Genomic DNA, 14991 nt, shown 5'->3' with positions numbered 1-14991 from the left:
TCCCCGCCCCGGAGGGCGACCGCGTCGACGGCCGCACCCCCGCCCAGCTGCGCCCGGTCACGATCGAGCGCGGCTGGTCGGATCAGGCCGAGGGCAGCGCCCTCATCTCCTTCGGACGCACGCGCGTGCTGTGCACGGCCTCGTTCACCGAGGGCGTCCCGCGCTGGAAGAAGGGCCAGGGCAGCGGCTGGGTCACCGCTGAGTACGCGATGCTCCCGCGCGCGACCTCCACCCGCTCCCAGCGCGAGAGCGTGAAGGGCAAGATCGGCGGGCGCACCCATGAGATCTCCCGTCTCATCGGGCGGTCCCTGCGCGCGGTCATCGACCTGGACGCCCTGGGCGAGAACACGATCCAGCTCGACTGCGATGTGCTGCAGGCCGACGGCGGAACCCGCACCGCCGCGATCACCGGCGCCTACGTGGCCCTCGCCGATGCCGTCTCCTGGGGCAAGCGCAACACCGATCTGCCCGCCGCCGCGAGCGTCCTCACCGACACCGTGAGCGCGATCAGCGTGGGCGTCGTCGACGGGCGCCCCCTGCTGGACCTCGAGTACCGCGAGGACGTGAGGGCCGGCACCGACATGAACGTCGTCGTCACCGGCTCGGGCTCCTTCGTCGAGGTGCAGGGCACCGCGGAGGGCACGCCCTTCGACCGTGCGGAGCTCGACGCGCTGCTGGACCTCGCCGTCGACGGCTGCGCGCAGCTGCGCGACCTCCAGGCCGCCGCCCTGGCACAGACCCGATGAGCGCGGCGGCTGGGGCCGATGTGATGGGCGCGGCGGCCGCGATGACGGGCGATGCCTCTGCGGCGGCCCCGCGCGTGGTGCTCGCGACGCACAACGCCGGCAAGCTGGCCGAGCTGCGCCGGATCCTCGTCGAGGCCGTCCCCGGCCTGGACCCCGAGGCCGTGGTCTCCGCCGCGCAGATCGACCTGCCCAACGTCGTCGAGGACGGCACCACCTTCGCGGCCAACGCCCTGCTCAAGGCTCGCGCCGCCGCACAGGCCACCGGCCTGATCGCCGTGGCCGACGACTCGGGGCTGTCCGTCGACATCCTCCACGGCGCGCCCGGCATCTTCTCGGCCCGCTGGTCCGGCCGCCACGGGGACGACGACGCGAACAACGACCTCCTGCTGGCCCAGCTGGCCGACATCGCCGAGGAGCACCGCGGAGCCCAGTTCGAGTGCGCCGCCGTGATGGTGGTGCCCGAGGCCGACGGCACGCTCACCGAGGTGGTCGAGCACGGCACCATGCGCGGGCGCCTCCTGCACGAGCGCCGCGGCGAGGGCGGCTTCGGCTACGACCCGCTGTTCCTGCCCGACGGCCAGGAGCGGACGTCCGCCGAGCTCAGCCCCGCGGCCAAGGACGCGATCTCCCACCGCGGCAAGGCCTTCCGCGCCCTCGTGCCCGCGATCGCGGAGCGTCTGCGCGGCTGAGGACCCACCAGGGCGGTGCTGCCGAGCGCGCGGGAGCGCTCAGCGCATCCCGCGTGATGGCGCTCCGGCGTGCGCGAGTGCTCAGAGCGCTCCGGCGTGCGCGAGCGCTCAGAGCACTCCGGCGTGCGCGAGCGCTCAGAGCACTCCGGCGTGCGCGAGCGCTCAGAGCGCTCCGGCGTGCGCGAGCGCACGACGCACGATGACGTCGTGGCCGCCGGACATCTCCTCGTACACCGCAGAGCCCTCGCGCAGCTCGTCGACGTCGTACCAGGCCAGGTCCAGGGCGTCCTCCTGCGGGGCGCACTCGCCGTCGACCGGCACGATGTACGCGAGCGAGATCGCGTGCTGGCGCGCATCCGCGAACGGTGACTGCCCGGGCGTGGGGAAGTACTCGGCCACCGTGAACGGCACGGGGGAGACGGGCACGCGCGGCAGCGCCATCGGCCCCAGGTCCTTCTCCACGTGGCGGGTGATGGCTTCGCGCAGGGACTCGTGGATCAGCACGCGGCCGGAGACGATCGCACGCACGATCGAGCCGGCGCCGGAGGCCCGCAGCAGCAGCCCCACCTGCCGGATCGAGCCGTCGACGTCGCACCGCACCGGCACGACGTCGACGTAGGGGATCGGCAGCTTGCGGCGCAGAGCGGCGAGCTCGTCGGGCTCGAACCACGAGCCCTCGGCGTCCACGGCGGTGCGGTTCATGCGCGTCCCTCCTGGGGGTGATCTGCGGCGGCGGATGTCACGGTCTCGCCCGTGGGGGCGGAGCCGGCGAGATCGATGGGCGGGGCCGTCGGGCGCGGGTGCTCGACGACGAAGCGCGGGTTGCGGTCACGGGAGGACACGCGCACGACCGCCTCCTCCCGCACGCCCGCGAGCATCTCCACGCTCCAGGTGGTGTCCTCGAGGCGGATCAGCGAGAGCGTCGCATTGGGGATCGAGGGGAGCGGGCGCTCGACGATCCCGGAGAGCAGGAAGCGGATGAGCGTGCCGTGGGCCACCACCAGCACGTTCTGGCCGGGGAAGCGGCGCTCGAGATCCTCGAGGGCGTCGTAGCCGCGGTCGGCGACGGCCTGCGGCGCCTCGCCCCCGGGGAAGTCCCGGTCCGGATGCAGGGCCTCCATCTCGGCGATCGTCCGGCCCTCGGCAATGCCGAAATCGATCTCCTGCAGGCGCGGCTCCGTGGGGCCCAGCACCAGACCGTGGTCGGCGGCGATGATCTCCGCGGTCTCCCGGGCGCGGGACAGCGGGGAGGAGACGACCACGTCCCAGGCGAGGTCGGGCATGGAATCGAGCGCGTGATGCGCCTGCGCGCGGCCCGTGTCGTTGAGAGGGACGTCCGAGGATCCCTGGAACAGGAACTGCCTGTTCCAGTCCGTCTGCCCGTGGCGGACCAGTCCGAACAGCGTCACGGCGCCTCCTGTCGTTCGTGTGCCTGACCCGGTGTCCGCCCGAGCCGTGGAGTGCTCAGATCGTGTTCACGGGGCCCCGCCGCGACCCTCCGCAGACTGCTCCGCCGCAGGTCACAGCCGTATCCGTATCGTGCGCAAGACGGGACTCGAACCCGCACGCCGCTCGGGCACCGGAACCTAAATCCGGCGCGTCTGCCAGTTCCGCCACTCGCGCGCGCCGCCCAGCGTAGCGCGCGGCGGTGGATGGTCTCGTGCGGCGGTCGGTGGGGAAGCGTCGCGGGCGGCGGGGTCGTGTCGCGGACGGTGGGGTTGTATGGCGATCGGTGAGAGCGGGCGCGGGCGGTGAGGTCTTGCGGTGCGGATCATGTCGATCTCTGCTGCATCACCGCGGGACGATGTCGATCTCTGCCGCTGAGCCGCTCTCGAAGAGCGGGCGCGGGCGGTGAGGTCTTGCGGTGCGGATCATGTCGATCTCTGCTGCATCACCGCGGGACGATGTCGATCTCTGCCGCTGAGCCGCTCTCGAAGAGCGGGCGCGGGCGGTGAGGTCTTGCGGTGCGGATCATGTCGATCTCTGCTGCATCACCGCGGGACGATGTCGATCTCTGCCGCTGAGCCGCTCTCGAAGCGGCGAAGATCGACATCCATCTCGCGGAGAGAGGCGTCCGGCCCGCGCCCGACCGCGCGGCTCGGATCGACCCTGCGGCACGGCGGGCGACCAGGGGAGACCTGTACGATCGCCCCCGTACACCGGCAGACTCAGGACGGAAGTGGTGTCGTGGCGAAGAAGAACACGGAGAGCCTCGAGGGCATGAGGGTCCAGGCGGTCCGCAAGCAGGACAACCTGGCCGCCGACATCGACGAGCTCGTCGATCGCATCAACCCCAAGAACGCCGTCACGCGGTGGAAGAACGAGACCGTCCAGGCGGTCAAGGGTTTTTTCGTCGCCGATGACGGGAGCTACGACCTGCCGCACATCGCAGCGGTGGCAGGCGGCGTCATCGGCACGGTCGGCGTGATCGCCGGCCTCGCAGCGCTGGCTTCGCGCCGGGGCTGAGGCCCCGCGCAGACGAATGCCCCTCCCGGCATCCCGGGAGGGGCATTCGTGCGTTCGGAACCGTTCGGGGAGCGGGGCCGGGGCCTCCCGGTAGCCGGGCCGGGGCGGTCTGCTCATCGGGCCCGCCCCAGACCGAGCTGTCCGCAGACCGAGGCGTCCGAGGCGCAGAGCCGTCTGTGGCCCAGAGCTGTCTGCAGACCGGGGCTCTTGCAGGCCGAGAACGACCGCTCGCAGATCGGGCTCAAGCCTGGACGTCGCCGTCGACGTACACCCAGCGCCCGCCCTCGCGGACGAAGCGCGAGCGCTCCCGCAGACGCACCTTGCTGCCGTCGGCCTCCCGGGCGATCGCGGTGAACTCGACGATCCCCTCGCTGTCGGCGGCACCGCCGCCCTCGGTCTCGTGGATCACCAGGCGGGTCCACCGGCGATCGGGGTCCAGCGACCCCGCGAGCTCGTTGCGGGCGGGACGGGTCGCGGAATGCCAGCTGCGCAGCAGATGCTCGACGTGGCCGCGTGCGAAGGCCGTGAAGCGCGAGCGCATGAGCGCCTCCGCCGTGACGGCGGCGGCACCCATGAGAACGGGTTGGCAGCAGGAATCCTCCGGGGCGCCCGAGCCGCACGGGCAGGTGGGCAGGTGCGCGGGGGAGGGCGACGCGGTCGACGGGCTCATGCATCCAGTATCGGATCCGCCTCGTGCAGCGTGCGAGGATCGGCCCATGTCCTCATCGCCACGGCCGACCGCGCTCGCCGCCGGGTACCTGCTCGTTCCCGAACCGCCCTCCGTCGACGAGTACGTCGCCCTGCGCGCGGCCGCCGGGCTGAGCGCGATCAGCCCGGCGCAGGCAGCCCCCGCTGTGCGCACGAGCTGGGCCTGGACCGTCGTCCGCACCGAAGCCGGGAGCCTCGCCGCGATGGGACGCGTCATCGGTGACGGCGGCTGGTACTTCCACATCGCCGACATGGCGACCCAGCCCGCTCACCAGCGGCGCGGCCTGGGGCGCTGCGTCCTGGAGGATCTGCTCGGGCGCATCAGGGCCGCAGCGCCCCCGGATCCGTACATCACGCTCATGGCGGACCCGCCGGGACGACGGCTGTACGACGCCCTGGGATTCGTCGACGCCGCCCCGACCCTCGGCATGCGCTGGGACGGGCGCTGAGCGGCGGGCGACCGGCTGCTGCAGCCTGACGGGCGACCGGCTGCTGCATCCCGTCGGCCGACGAGCCGCTGCAGCCCGTAGGCTCCCGCCATGCAGAGCTTCCACGTGGACGAGTCCGATGACCGCACCCCGCACGAGCGGATGGTCGCGGGCGACTGGTACATCGCCGACGACCCCCAGATCCAGGCCGAGAGCCTCCACGGCCTGAGGGAGACCGCCCGCTTCAACGAGCAGTACGCGCACGACCCCGGCGGCGCCCAGGAGATCCTGCGCGGACTCCTCGGCAAGCTCGGCGAGGGCGCCCACGTGCGGGCGCCGCTGCGCGTGGACTACGGAACGCGCCTGCACATCGGTGCGGGCACCTTCGTGAACTTCGGGCTCGTCGCCCTCGACGTGGTCGACATCCGCATCGGCCGCAACTGCCAGATCGCCACGAACGTCCAGCTGCTCACGCCGATCCACCCGCTCGAGCCGCAGCCGCGCCGTGACGGCTGGGAGGGCGGCGCGCCCATCATCATCGAGGACAACGTGTGGCTCGGCGGCGGCGTCATCGTCTGCCCCGGCGTCACGATCGGTGCGGACTGCGTGATCGGCGCCGGGTCCGTCGTCACCCGCGACGTGCCGCCGCGCTCGCTCGCCGTCGGGAACCCGGCGCGCGTGATCCGCACGCTGTGAGCCCAGTACCCTCGGAACCGACACGAACTCCGAGGCGCCACGCCGCCCCGGCACCACCACGAAGGAGCACCATGACCGCGACCACCACCGCCGACCAGCCCCTCGCCGGGAAGACCGCCGTCGTCACGGGCTCCTCCCGCGGCGTGGGAGCCGACACCGCGAAGCTGCTGGCGGCCCAGGGCGCGAACGTCGTCGTCAACTACCGCCAGAAGGCCCCCCGCGCGAACAAGGTCGTGGGCGAGATCGAGGCCGCCGGCGGGCGAGCGATCGCCGTGGGCGCGGACCTGACCAGCCCCGAGGACGTGCGGGCCATGATGAAGGCCGCCGTCGACGAGTTCGGCTCGCTCGACGTGCTCGTGCTCAACGCCTCGGGCGGCATGGAGTCCGACCTCGGCGAGGACTACGCGATGCGCCTGAACCGCGACGCCCAGCTGGACGCGCTGCGCGCCGGCACCGAGCTCATGGGCGAGGGCGGCCGCGTCGTCTTCGTCACGAGCCACCAGGCGCACTTCATCCGCGAGGTGGAGACCATGCCCGAGTACGAGCAGGTGGCGCTGTCCAAGCGCGCCGGCGAGGACGCGATCGCGGAGCAGGTGCCCGCGCTCGCCGAGAAGGGCATCACCACGGTGATCGTCTCGGGCGACATGATCGAGGGCACCGTCACCGCGACCCTGCTCAACCGTGCGCGCCCCGGTGCGCTCGAGGAGCGCCGCGAGTCCGCCGGCCGCCTCTACTCCGTGGCCGAGTTCGCGGCCGAGGTCGCCGCGATGGTCACCGCGGACGTCGAGCCCGGGCACGTCGAGCTCGTCGGCGGCGCCGAGGACTTCCTGGCCCAGGCCACCCAGCGCTGACGCGGGCGGTTCGGGCAGCGCTGAGAGTGACGGCGGGGGACGTACCCCATCGACGAAATCGACGGAACGAGCCACATGCACCCGCGAGACCGTCGAAACGAGCCATCAAGACGGCTCTTTTCGACGATGTCGGCTGGGGCGGGCGCGCGGGGTGGTAGGCGGGCTCTTCCGCCGGCCGTGTCGGGCGCTCGGGCCCCGTCAGGTGCTGCGCGACCCCTCGTACGCGTGCCTGCGCGACCCCTGCATCTCGCGCGACTCCTGCGCCTCTCGCTCCTGCCCGCGCGACTCCTGCGCCTCTCGCTCCTGCTCGCGCCGCTCCTGCGCCTTCCGTGCCCGCTCGCGGCCGCGGTGCGTCAGCGTGCGGACGTCGGTGTGGGAGTCGAAGCTCGCGCCGAGACCGCCCGCGACGACGCCCATCGACGCGGACAGCCAGGCGATGTCCACGTAGCGGTCGAAGGATGCGGGGCGCGCGAGCACCGCGGTGAGGTAGTCGGGGTCGATGACGATCAATCCCGCCGCGAGGATGAAGCCGAACAGCAGCAGGTACAGGATCGACACCGTCGCGCCCACGGTCAGGACCGTCGAGAGGTTGTAGAAGACCTCCGTGGCGGCGCGTCCCCTGCCCTCGGCGCGCTCCCACATGCGGTTGCCCGCGATCAGCCAGATCGTCATCGTGACCACGGCGAGCGCCGAGATCAGAGCCAGGCGCAGAACCGACAGCGCCGTCGACATCTCCCAGACCGAGCTGTAGAAGATGCCGAACGCACCGGTGGCCGCGGCGAGGGCGAGCGCCCTCCCCAGGCGCGGTGCCAGACGCCAGGGCGCGTTCGTGGCGACCATCCCCAGGACCGTCCGTGCCGTGCCCAGGCCGCGCAGGGCCCGCAGACGGAGGGGGCCGTCGGGCGTCGCCGTCCAGTTCCCGTCGAGCGGCGGCCGCGGCAGCGAGCCGCGGCGCGGGAGGTGCGGGAGCAGCTGCGCCGCGCACAGCACGAGCACGTCCGTGAGGCGGCGGCGGGTGGTGACGATGCCGATCGCCGGCAGCGACAGCACCGCGGCGTCCTGCTCGGGGATTACCTCGGCGAGCAGGGGGTGCGTGCCGTCCAGGCGCGGCATCTCGGTCAGGGCGAGGACGATGTCCGCATGCTCCTCCTCCGCGGAGCCCTCGCGGACGGTGGTGCCGATGTCCACGAGCTCATCGTCGTCGAGGACGATCGTCGCCTCGGTGCGATGCACGTGGACCTCGATGCCGAACAGCGCCGTGAGCGCCTCGGCGAGGCGGGGCTCGGTGCGCGTCAGCAGGCGGGTGGGAATCCCGGGATCGGAGAGCAGGCGCACGTGCAGGGCGTGCGTCGGCCGCGCGGGGCTGGTCGACGTGCGGTCCGTGGCATCCACGTGAGCTCCTCTCAGGCGGGCGGGGGTTCCGGGGGCGCGGCGATGCTATGGCGCGGGGGAGCGCATCGGGCAGGGGGCGCGACCGCGCGGTCGGCGCGTCGACCTCCCCGAGCGGCACCGCGTCGCAGTCCGCGTCCCAGGCGGCCGGGAGCACCACGGGCGGGAACGGCACGGGCGGCGGTGCGAACGACGGCGGACAGGGAACGGCGAGCACCGGCTCCGGGAGCTCCGATGCCGGCGGGGACACGCCCCCGGCGGCGGGCGCGACGGTGCTGACCGCCGTCTCGGAGCCCGTCGACGTCGCCGATGCCGAGCGCACGGACGACGGGTACCCGATCATCGCCCAGGCGGATCTCATCGCCGTCCTCGAATCCACCACGAACGGCACCGACGCCGGCTGCGACGGCGACCTCCCGCTCGCCCCCGGGTACGAGGTGCCGTGCATGGTGGTCGCCGGGATGGACTCCGCCGAGCGGCGCGATGCCCGCGCCTACCCCGTGGTGCTCGCCGGCGGCGAACCCGCCGTGCTGTTCGCCTTCACGCCCGATGGGGTCCCCGAGACCGCTCGCGAGGCGCTCTACGACGGCCAGAACGAGGTCATCGCGATGGAGATGGGCGGCGCCTACGGCATGGACCCGGTCGAGCCCGCGCAGCTGGTCCGCGACGTGCTGTCCGTCATCGACACCAGTGCCGAGGACCCGGCCGCCGACTGGGGCCTCACCGTCACGAGCTGCGAGGGCCCGCTGGACGCCACCCGCTTCGAGCCCGTGACCTGCGAGGCCGAAGCCGACGGCAGCGGCGGCGCGACGATCCGCCTGCGCGTCCTGCCGGGCACGTTCATGCTGGCCGAGCCGGGGCTCATCGTGAGCGCGGACAACCAGGTCGACGTCTGACCCCATCGCCATAGGTCGCTGCAGGCCCTGCGGGCGGCGTCATCGTGCGCCGCCGACCCGGTCGGCCTCCGGCGGAGCGGTCAGTCCTCAGGACGATGCGCATTGCCGTCGGCGTCGATGACCGTGATCGCGGACCCGTCGCCGTGGACTCCCGGGGCCACGGCGGCGCCGATGTCCACGATGCACCGCTCGACACGGGCGCCGGCGGGGATCCGAGCATCGTCCAGGACGATGGAGGAGACCACCTCGGCCCCCTCCTCGATGACCGCGCCGGGCTCGATGACGCTGCGCCGCACGCTCCCCTCGACGGTGCAGCCGGGGGACAGCAGGCTCTCGCGGACCTCAGCGCCGTCCCCGACACGCGCGGGGAGCCGCTGCGGCTGGGCCGAGCGGATCGGCCAGGCGGGGTCGTCGAGACGGGCGCTCGTCCCGTCGAGGACCTCCTGGTGCGCCTGCCAGTACGCCTCCGGGGTCCCGAGGTCGCGCCAGTACCCTTCGAGACGGTGCTCGACGACGCGACCCGTGCCCAGCAGGTGCGGGATCAGATCCTCGCCCCAGTCGCCCAGCTCCCCGTGCTCCGCATGGGCCTGCTCGAGGGACTCCAGCAGCACGCTCGCCGTGAAGCAGAAGATCTCGCACGCCACCAGGTCGGTCTCCGGCGACTGCGGCTTGTAGGCGAAGCCGGTCACGGTCCCGTCGGCATCGACCTCGACGACGCCGTGCGCCGAGGGGTCGTGGGGGACCTGCGTGGTGACGACCGTGAGGTCCGCGCTGCGGCGCAGATGCGTCTCCACCACGTCCGAGAGATCCAGGGTGTACAGATGGTCGGCGCTGAGGACGATGATGAGGTCGGCCTCGGCCTCTGCGAGACTGCGGCGATGGCGCCACAGGGAATCGGAGTTGCCGCGGGCGAAGCCCTCACCGTCCTCCCCGGTGAACGGCGAGAGCACGCGCAGGCCGCCATGGCTGCGGTCGAGATCCCACGGACGGCCCGCGGCCACGTGATCGTCCAGCGTGCGGGGCACGAACTGCTCGATGAGGCGGACGTCGTCGATGCCGCTGTGGACGATGTTCGACAGGACCACATCGATGAGGCGATAGGTGCCGGCCAAGCGCAGGGACGGCTTGGCGCGGTGCTCCGTGAGCGGTCCGAGCCGCGAGCCGGCACCGCCGGCGAGGACGACCGCGAGGACGCGGGGACGGCGCATGTGATCCTCCTGATCTGCGACGACATCAGTTGGTCTCGTGCGACCCCGCGGCCCCGCGCCCCGGTGACTCCGCGGCGGTTCGATGCCGGGCGGGGCCGGGGCGGACGGTTCCGGATATCCGGGGTGCGGAGCTCCGCACGCTAGCAATGGGGGATGATGATCCCCGTGGACGAGGGACGCGAGACGACCGGACGGTCGGTCGGGCACGACGCCCACGTGGTGCGCTGCAGGGCGAGCACAGCACGCGGCAGGGCGAGACGGCTCTGGTCGCCGCTGCTCGTGGCGGTCACGGCCTGGGGCGTGCTGATCGTGAGCGGCCTCGCCATCCGCGCGAGCACGCAGGCCGAGGCCCTGGACGACGCCCTCGCGCGGTGGACCGTCGCGGTGTCGCCCGCCTGGAGCGTCGGTCCGGCGCGTGCGCTCGATGTCCTCCTCGGCCCGCGCGCCATGGCGGTGCTGCTCATCCTCCTCGCCGCCGCGGTCGGGCTCATGGCGACAGGGGACCGGCGGACGCGGATCCTCGCCGGGCTCCGCACCGCTGCTGCCGGCGCCGGCGCCTGGGGGCTCGAGGCGCTCGCCAAGCGGATCGTGGACCGCCCCCGGCCAGGGGTGCTGGCATCCGACGTCGGCGCGGTCCCACTGCCCGGTTCGGCATCCTACCCGAGCGGGCACACCGCCTGCGCCGCGATCCTCGCGACCCTCCTGGCCCTCGCCGTCCTGCGCCGCGGCGACTGCGATGCGGACGCGAGCGGAGACGCGCGGCGGGAACGAGGCGCGGCGGCCGCCGTCGTGATGCTCGGTGCGCTGCTCACGGTCGCCACGGCCTGGTCGCGGGTGCGCCTGGGCGTGCATCACCCCAGCGACGTCCTCGCCTCCCTGCTGCTCCTGCCGCCCCTGGCCGCGGGACTGCTCGGCGTGCTCGCGGGCGGCGTGCTCGCGGGCGGCGTGCTCGCGGGCTCCGGGGCGGGGAGAATACCGGCGGAGAGCGCGCGGGTTGCTGCGCCCCTCGGCCGCAGAGACGACCGCAGAGACGACCGCGGCGCGCAGGAACGTCGCAGCGGCGACGCACCGGAGCACCCGCACCCGCATCCGAGAGGAGACCGAGATGAGCACGTTCCCCGCCTGGGTGGTCCGTGAGGACCCCGCGAACCCGAAGCGCCGCAGGGCCGCGCTCGAGGAGATCGACGAGACCGCCCTCGACGACCTGCCCGTCGCCATCGACGTGACGCATTCGAGCCTCAACTACAAGGACGCTCTCGCGCTCGGCGGACGCCCCGGCGTCGTGCGACGCACCCCGCTCGTGGCAGGCATCGACCTCGTCGGCGAGGTCACCGCCTCGCTCGACGACCGTTTCGCACCCGGCGATGCCGTCATGCTCCACGGCGCCGGGCTGGGGGAGGACCGCCACGGCGGCCTCGCCCGCCGCGCCCGCGTGGACGCCGATGCGCTGCTGCCCGTCCCCGCCCCGTTCACGTCGGCCCAGGCGGCCGCGATCGGCACCGCCGGGCTCACCGCGGCGCTCGCCGTCCTCGCCCTCGAGCGCCACGGCCTGCGGTCCGATGCAGGACCGGTCCTCGTGACGGGAGCGAGCGGGGGAGCCGGGTCGATCGCCCTCGCGCTGCTCGGCGTCGCGGGATACGAGGCGGTCGCGGTGACCGGCAGGCCCGAGGAGATGGGCGAGCGGCTCCGCAGCCTCGGCGCCGCGGACGTCCTCGACCGCTCCGAGCTCGAGGCGGAGGGGCGCCCGCTCGCCGCGCAGCGCTGGGCGGGGGCCGTCGACGGCGTCGGCGGCAGGATCCTCGCGAACATCCTCGCGGGGACCCGGACCGATGGCGCTGTCGCGGCCTACGGTCTCGCGGCGAGCCCGGACCTGCCCGCCACGGTGCTGCCGTTCATCCTCCGCGGCGTCAGCCTGCTGGGTGTGAACTCGGTGGAGATCTCGCGGCCGCTGCGCGAAGCGGCCTGGGATCGTCTGGCCCGCGACCTCGACCCGGCGCTGCTGGACGCCCTTACCCGCACGGTCCCGCTCGGCGCAGCGCAGGAAACGGCCCGAGAGCTCCTCGAGGGGAAGGGCGCCGGCCGCATCGTCATCGACGTCCAGGGCTGACGGAGAGGCCAGGGCGAGGCCAGGGGCCCGCGCCGAGACCCGGTGAGCGACGGCTCCGTCAGGCCGTCACCGCGTGCACGTAGCACCAGCGCCAGGTCTCGCCGGGCTCGGCGGACTGCATCACCGCGTGGCCCGTGCGGTGGAAGTGCTCGGTCGCGTGCTGCCCGGGCGAGGAGTCGCAGCAGCCGACACTGCCGCATTCGAGGCACTGACGCAGCGCCACCGGGACGGTCCCCTCCGCCTCGCACTGCGCGCAGCGGGGATCGGGCGTCGTCGCGATCGCGGGGTGCGAGCGCAGCTCGGCGCAGTGCCCTCCCTGGCCGATGCCCGTCGCGACGATCTCCTCGCGCTCCTCGCGGGCGGCGTCGAGCATCGACTCCTCGAGGTCGAGCATCCCCAGCACCTCCCGGACCACGTGCGAGGGGACCTTGCCCAGCGAGCGGATCTCGAGGATGCGGGCGCGCTCGGCGGCGATCATGCGCGTGCGGATGCGGGTGTAGGCCTCGCTGGGCGCCTCGATCCCCGTCGTCGTCGACAGCCGTTCCCAGGCGGCGAACGTGCGGCGATCCAGCCGGTCGCGGAGCACGGTCTCCACGCCGTGCGGGTCGGCCTCGGTGCACGCGTCCAGCTCCGCGAGACCGGCGTCGGCGGCCTGCTGCAGCAGGGTCGCGCGGGCCAGGGCGTCCGCGGCCGGGTCCTGGGGCTCGACCCCGAGCGCGCGGGTGAGCACCGGCAGCGTGAGGCCCTGCAGGTAGAGGGTCCCGAGCACGACCGCGAGGGCGATGAGCACCAGCAGGTCGTGGTGGGGGACCTCCGCGGGGATGACGAACACGGCGGCGATCGTCACCACCCCGCGCATCCCCGCCCACCCGGTCACGAGCGCGTGGGACCACGGCTCGCGATCCTCCGGCGGCGTGCGCAGGCCCCGCAGCCACTGGGTCAGCAGCACCCAGAGGAGGCGGGTGGCGATGACCGTGCCCAGGACGGCGGCGCAGGCGGTGAGCATCCGGCCGACGGAGACGGAGCCGTCGAGCCCGGTGACGATGCGCGTCGCCTGGAGGCCGATGAGCAGGAACACGGCGTGCTCGAGCAGGAACGCGACGGTGGACCAGGTCACGCGCTCGGTCAGGCGCGACCCCGAGGTCTGCACGATCGGCGCCCTGTGCCCGATGATCAGCCCGGCGACGACCACGGCGATGACGCCCGAGGCGTGCAGCTCCTCGGCCAGCAGATAGGCGACGAAGGGGACGACGAAGGAGACGCCGGTGTCGATCAGCGGGTCGCGGATGCGGGCGCGCAGGCGCAGGACGACCGCGGCGACGCCGATGCCGAGCAACGCGCCCCCGCCGGCGGCCACGAGGAAGTCCAGCGCGATCGCCCCTGCCGCGACGGTTCCGGAGAGCGCGGCGACCGCGGTCCGCAGGGCGACGAGCGCAGTCGCGTCGTTGAGCAGGGACTCGCCCTCGAGGACCGTGACGATCCGGCGCGGCAGGCCGATGCGGCGGGCGACGGCGCTCGCGGAGACCGCGTCGGGCGGGGCCACGACCGCGCCGAGAGCAAGGGCCGCGGCCCAGGAGATGCCCGGGACGAGGGCGTGGGCGACGGCGCCGACGGTCACGGTCGTGACGGCCACCAGGGCGACGGACAGCAGCGCCACGGAGGTGAGGTTCGCACGGATGTCGATGATCGAGGTCTGCATGCTGCTCGCGTACAGCAGGGGAGGCAGCAGGCCGATCAGCACGAGGTCCGGGGTCAGCGCGACCTCCGGGACGAAGGGCAGGAACGAGCCGATGGCTCCGAGCGCGATGAGGACCATCGGGGCGGGGAGCCGGAGGCGCTCGGAGAGCGCGGTGCCAGCGAGGACGGCCACGGTGAGGCCGACGAGGAGGAGGGTCGTGTGCACGGGGGAATTCTGCCGGAAGGGGCGGATGGCCGTGCTGTGCGGGTGTCCGGTTCCGTGCGTGGTGTGCGGCCGGTTACGGAAGCCAGGATTTCCTGACGTGACACGGTTCAACCGTATTAGCCTCGAGATTTCACGGGGGCGCGGTCTTGGAGGGTGGACCAGATAGCGAAAGGCGCTCCTGGCCAGGGATAATACGGGTTGTCGAGACTCGCATTCATCCGCTGGAAGGAGCACCTTTCAGGTGTCCCACCCTACCTTGTTCTACTACCCTCGTCCGCGCGTGGACATCGCTGAGGTCCCGGCGGTCTCGCACGCCGGTGCGGTGCTGCTGACCGACACGATCCACGCCACCGGCCTGGCCGCTTCACTGCGGGAAGCGTTGACGCCGTGGACGAAGCCGCTGGCCGAGCATCACGGGTCGAAGGTGCTGCTGGATCTCGCCATGACGCTCGCGGTGGGCGGGGAAGTCGCCCGCGACACTGACCTGCTGCGGTGTGAACCGGGCCTGTTCGGCGACGTCGCCTCGACGCCGACGATCTCCCGCATGCTCACCACGCTCGCCCAGGACGCACCCGCCGTGATCGAGGCGATCTCTCGGGCCCGCCGGGCCGCGCGTGAACGAGCCTGGACTTTCGCCGGCGACCACTCTCCAGCCGCGAAGACCAGTGTGAAGAACCCGCTGGTCATCGACCTCGACGCCACCCTGATCAATGTCCACAGCGAGAAGGAGCAGGCCGCACCGACGTTCAAACGCGGCTTCGGCTACCACCCCCTCTGCGCCTTCCTCGACCACGGCCAGGGCGATGTCAAGGCGTCGAAGCAACATGGGGCTCGCCGGCGAGCAGTCGTGCGAATGCCTCGGTGGGCGTGAGATAGCCCAGTCGGCGGCGGGGTCGATTGTTGA

At 73.0% G+C, this 14991-nt stretch carries 15 protein-coding genes, 1 tRNA gene and 1 pseudogene; 10 read left to right on the top strand and 7 right to left on the bottom strand.

Annotation, left to right across the window (positions count from 1 at the left end):
* Together rph and rdgB are read left to right on the top strand one after the other, a co-directional pair.
* Positions 1-746 (top strand): ribonuclease PH (gene rph, locus FM110_RS02155; protein ID WP_087102230.1); only part of this gene is annotated, 746 nt, incomplete at its 5' end.
* A 41-nt stretch (positions 747-787) separates the two neighbouring features.
* Positions 788-1435, top strand: a complete 648-nt coding sequence (gene rdgB, locus FM110_RS02150; RefSeq protein ID WP_087102232.1) for an RdgB/HAM1 family non-canonical purine NTP pyrophosphatase — start codon at positions 788-790, stop codon at positions 1433-1435.
* A 162-nt stretch (positions 1436-1597) separates the two neighbouring features.
* Here the strand turns inward: rdgB and FM110_RS02145 are convergent, their stop codons facing one another.
* From FM110_RS02145 to FM110_RS02135, 3 genes are all read right to left on the bottom strand, one after another.
* Positions 1598-2137 (bottom strand): DUF4916 domain-containing protein, encoded by a 540-nt coding sequence (locus FM110_RS02145; protein WP_087102228.1) that lies wholly within the window; start codon positions 2135-2137, stop codon positions 1598-1600.
* Positions 2134-2844, bottom strand: a complete 711-nt coding sequence (locus FM110_RS02140; RefSeq protein ID WP_087102227.1) for a histidine phosphatase family protein — start codon at positions 2842-2844, stop codon at positions 2134-2136. The genes FM110_RS02145 and FM110_RS02140 overlap by 4 nt, the downstream gene beginning before the upstream one ends.
* 131 nt (positions 2845-2975) lie before the next feature.
* Positions 2976-3058 (bottom strand) — tRNA-Leu (locus FM110_RS02135).
* A gap of 564 nt (positions 3059-3622) precedes the next feature.
* On the opposite strand from FM110_RS02135, the gene FM110_RS02130 reads away from it, so the two are divergent.
* On the top strand, positions 3623-3901 hold the full coding sequence (locus FM110_RS02130) for a hypothetical protein (RefSeq protein ID WP_087102225.1): 279 nt from the start codon (positions 3623-3625) through the stop codon (positions 3899-3901).
* 241 nt (positions 3902-4142) lie between these two features.
* Here the strand turns inward: FM110_RS02130 and FM110_RS02125 are convergent, their stop codons facing one another.
* Positions 4143-4571 (bottom strand): YchJ family protein, encoded by a 429-nt coding sequence (locus FM110_RS02125; protein WP_087102223.1) that lies wholly within the window; start codon positions 4569-4571, stop codon positions 4143-4145.
* A 46-nt stretch (positions 4572-4617) separates the two neighbouring features.
* Here FM110_RS02125 and FM110_RS02120 point away from each other — a divergent pair, with 46 nt between their 5' ends.
* The 3 genes from FM110_RS02120 (at position 4618) to FM110_RS02110 (ending at position 6584) form a co-directional block, all read left to right on the top strand.
* Positions 4618-5058, top strand: a complete 441-nt coding sequence (locus tag FM110_RS02120) for a GNAT family N-acetyltransferase (RefSeq protein WP_087102221.1) — start codon at positions 4618-4620, stop codon at positions 5056-5058.
* A gap of 90 nt (positions 5059-5148) precedes the next feature.
* Positions 5149-5733 (top strand): sugar O-acetyltransferase, encoded by a 585-nt coding sequence (locus FM110_RS02115; RefSeq protein WP_087102219.1) that lies wholly within the window; start codon positions 5149-5151, stop codon positions 5731-5733.
* A 71-nt stretch (positions 5734-5804) separates the two neighbouring features.
* Complete coding sequence (locus FM110_RS02110) at positions 5805-6584, top strand: SDR family oxidoreductase (protein ID WP_087102218.1); 780 nt, start codon at positions 5805-5807, stop codon at positions 6582-6584.
* Positions 6585-6782: 198 nt separating this feature from the next.
* Here FM110_RS02110 and FM110_RS02105 read toward each other — a convergent pair whose 3' ends face one another.
* On the bottom strand, positions 6783-7976 hold the full coding sequence (locus tag FM110_RS02105; protein WP_200810145.1) for a hypothetical protein: 1194 nt from the start codon (positions 7974-7976) through the stop codon (positions 6783-6785).
* Between the two features lie 47 nt (positions 7977-8023).
* Here FM110_RS02105 and FM110_RS02100 point away from each other — a divergent pair, with 47 nt between their 5' ends.
* Positions 8024-8869 (top strand): hypothetical protein, encoded by an 846-nt coding sequence (locus FM110_RS02100; RefSeq protein WP_087102216.1) that lies wholly within the window; start codon positions 8024-8026, stop codon positions 8867-8869.
* An 80-nt stretch (positions 8870-8949) separates the two neighbouring features.
* On the opposite strand, the gene FM110_RS02095 is transcribed toward FM110_RS02100, so the two are convergent.
* Positions 8950-10077 (bottom strand): glucose-1-phosphate adenylyltransferase family protein, encoded by a 1128-nt coding sequence (locus FM110_RS02095; protein ID WP_087102212.1) that lies wholly within the window; start codon positions 10075-10077, stop codon positions 8950-8952.
* 153 nt (positions 10078-10230) lie between these two features.
* Here FM110_RS02095 and FM110_RS02090 point away from each other — a divergent pair, with 153 nt between their 5' ends.
* Positions 10231-11214: a phosphatase PAP2 family protein gene (locus FM110_RS02090; RefSeq protein ID WP_087102210.1), complete on the top strand. Its 984-nt coding sequence runs from the start codon at positions 10231-10233 to the stop codon at positions 11212-11214.
* Positions 11183-12184 (top strand): MDR family oxidoreductase, encoded by a 1002-nt coding sequence (locus tag FM110_RS02085; RefSeq protein WP_087102208.1) that lies wholly within the window; start codon positions 11183-11185, stop codon positions 12182-12184. The genes FM110_RS02090 and FM110_RS02085 overlap by 32 nt, the downstream gene beginning before the upstream one ends.
* Before the next feature lie 58 nt (positions 12185-12242).
* Here the strand turns inward: FM110_RS02085 and FM110_RS02080 are convergent, their stop codons facing one another.
* Positions 12243-14087, bottom strand: coding sequence for a Na+/H+ antiporter (locus tag FM110_RS02080; protein ID WP_087102206.1), 1845 nt, complete (start codon positions 14085-14087; stop codon positions 12243-12245).
* A 241-nt stretch (positions 14088-14328) separates the two neighbouring features.
* Here FM110_RS02080 and FM110_RS02075 point away from each other — a divergent pair.
* Positions 14329-14883, top strand: a pseudogene (locus tag FM110_RS02075) (transposase); the annotation flags it as partial.
* Positions 14884-14991: the final 108 nt, after the last annotated feature.

The organism is Brachybacterium nesterenkovii, assembly GCF_900163655.1.
Taxonomy (GTDB): domain Bacteria; phylum Actinomycetota; class Actinomycetes; order Actinomycetales; family Dermabacteraceae; genus Brachybacterium; species Brachybacterium nesterenkovii.
This window is presented reverse-complemented; position numbering and strand designations above follow the sequence as displayed.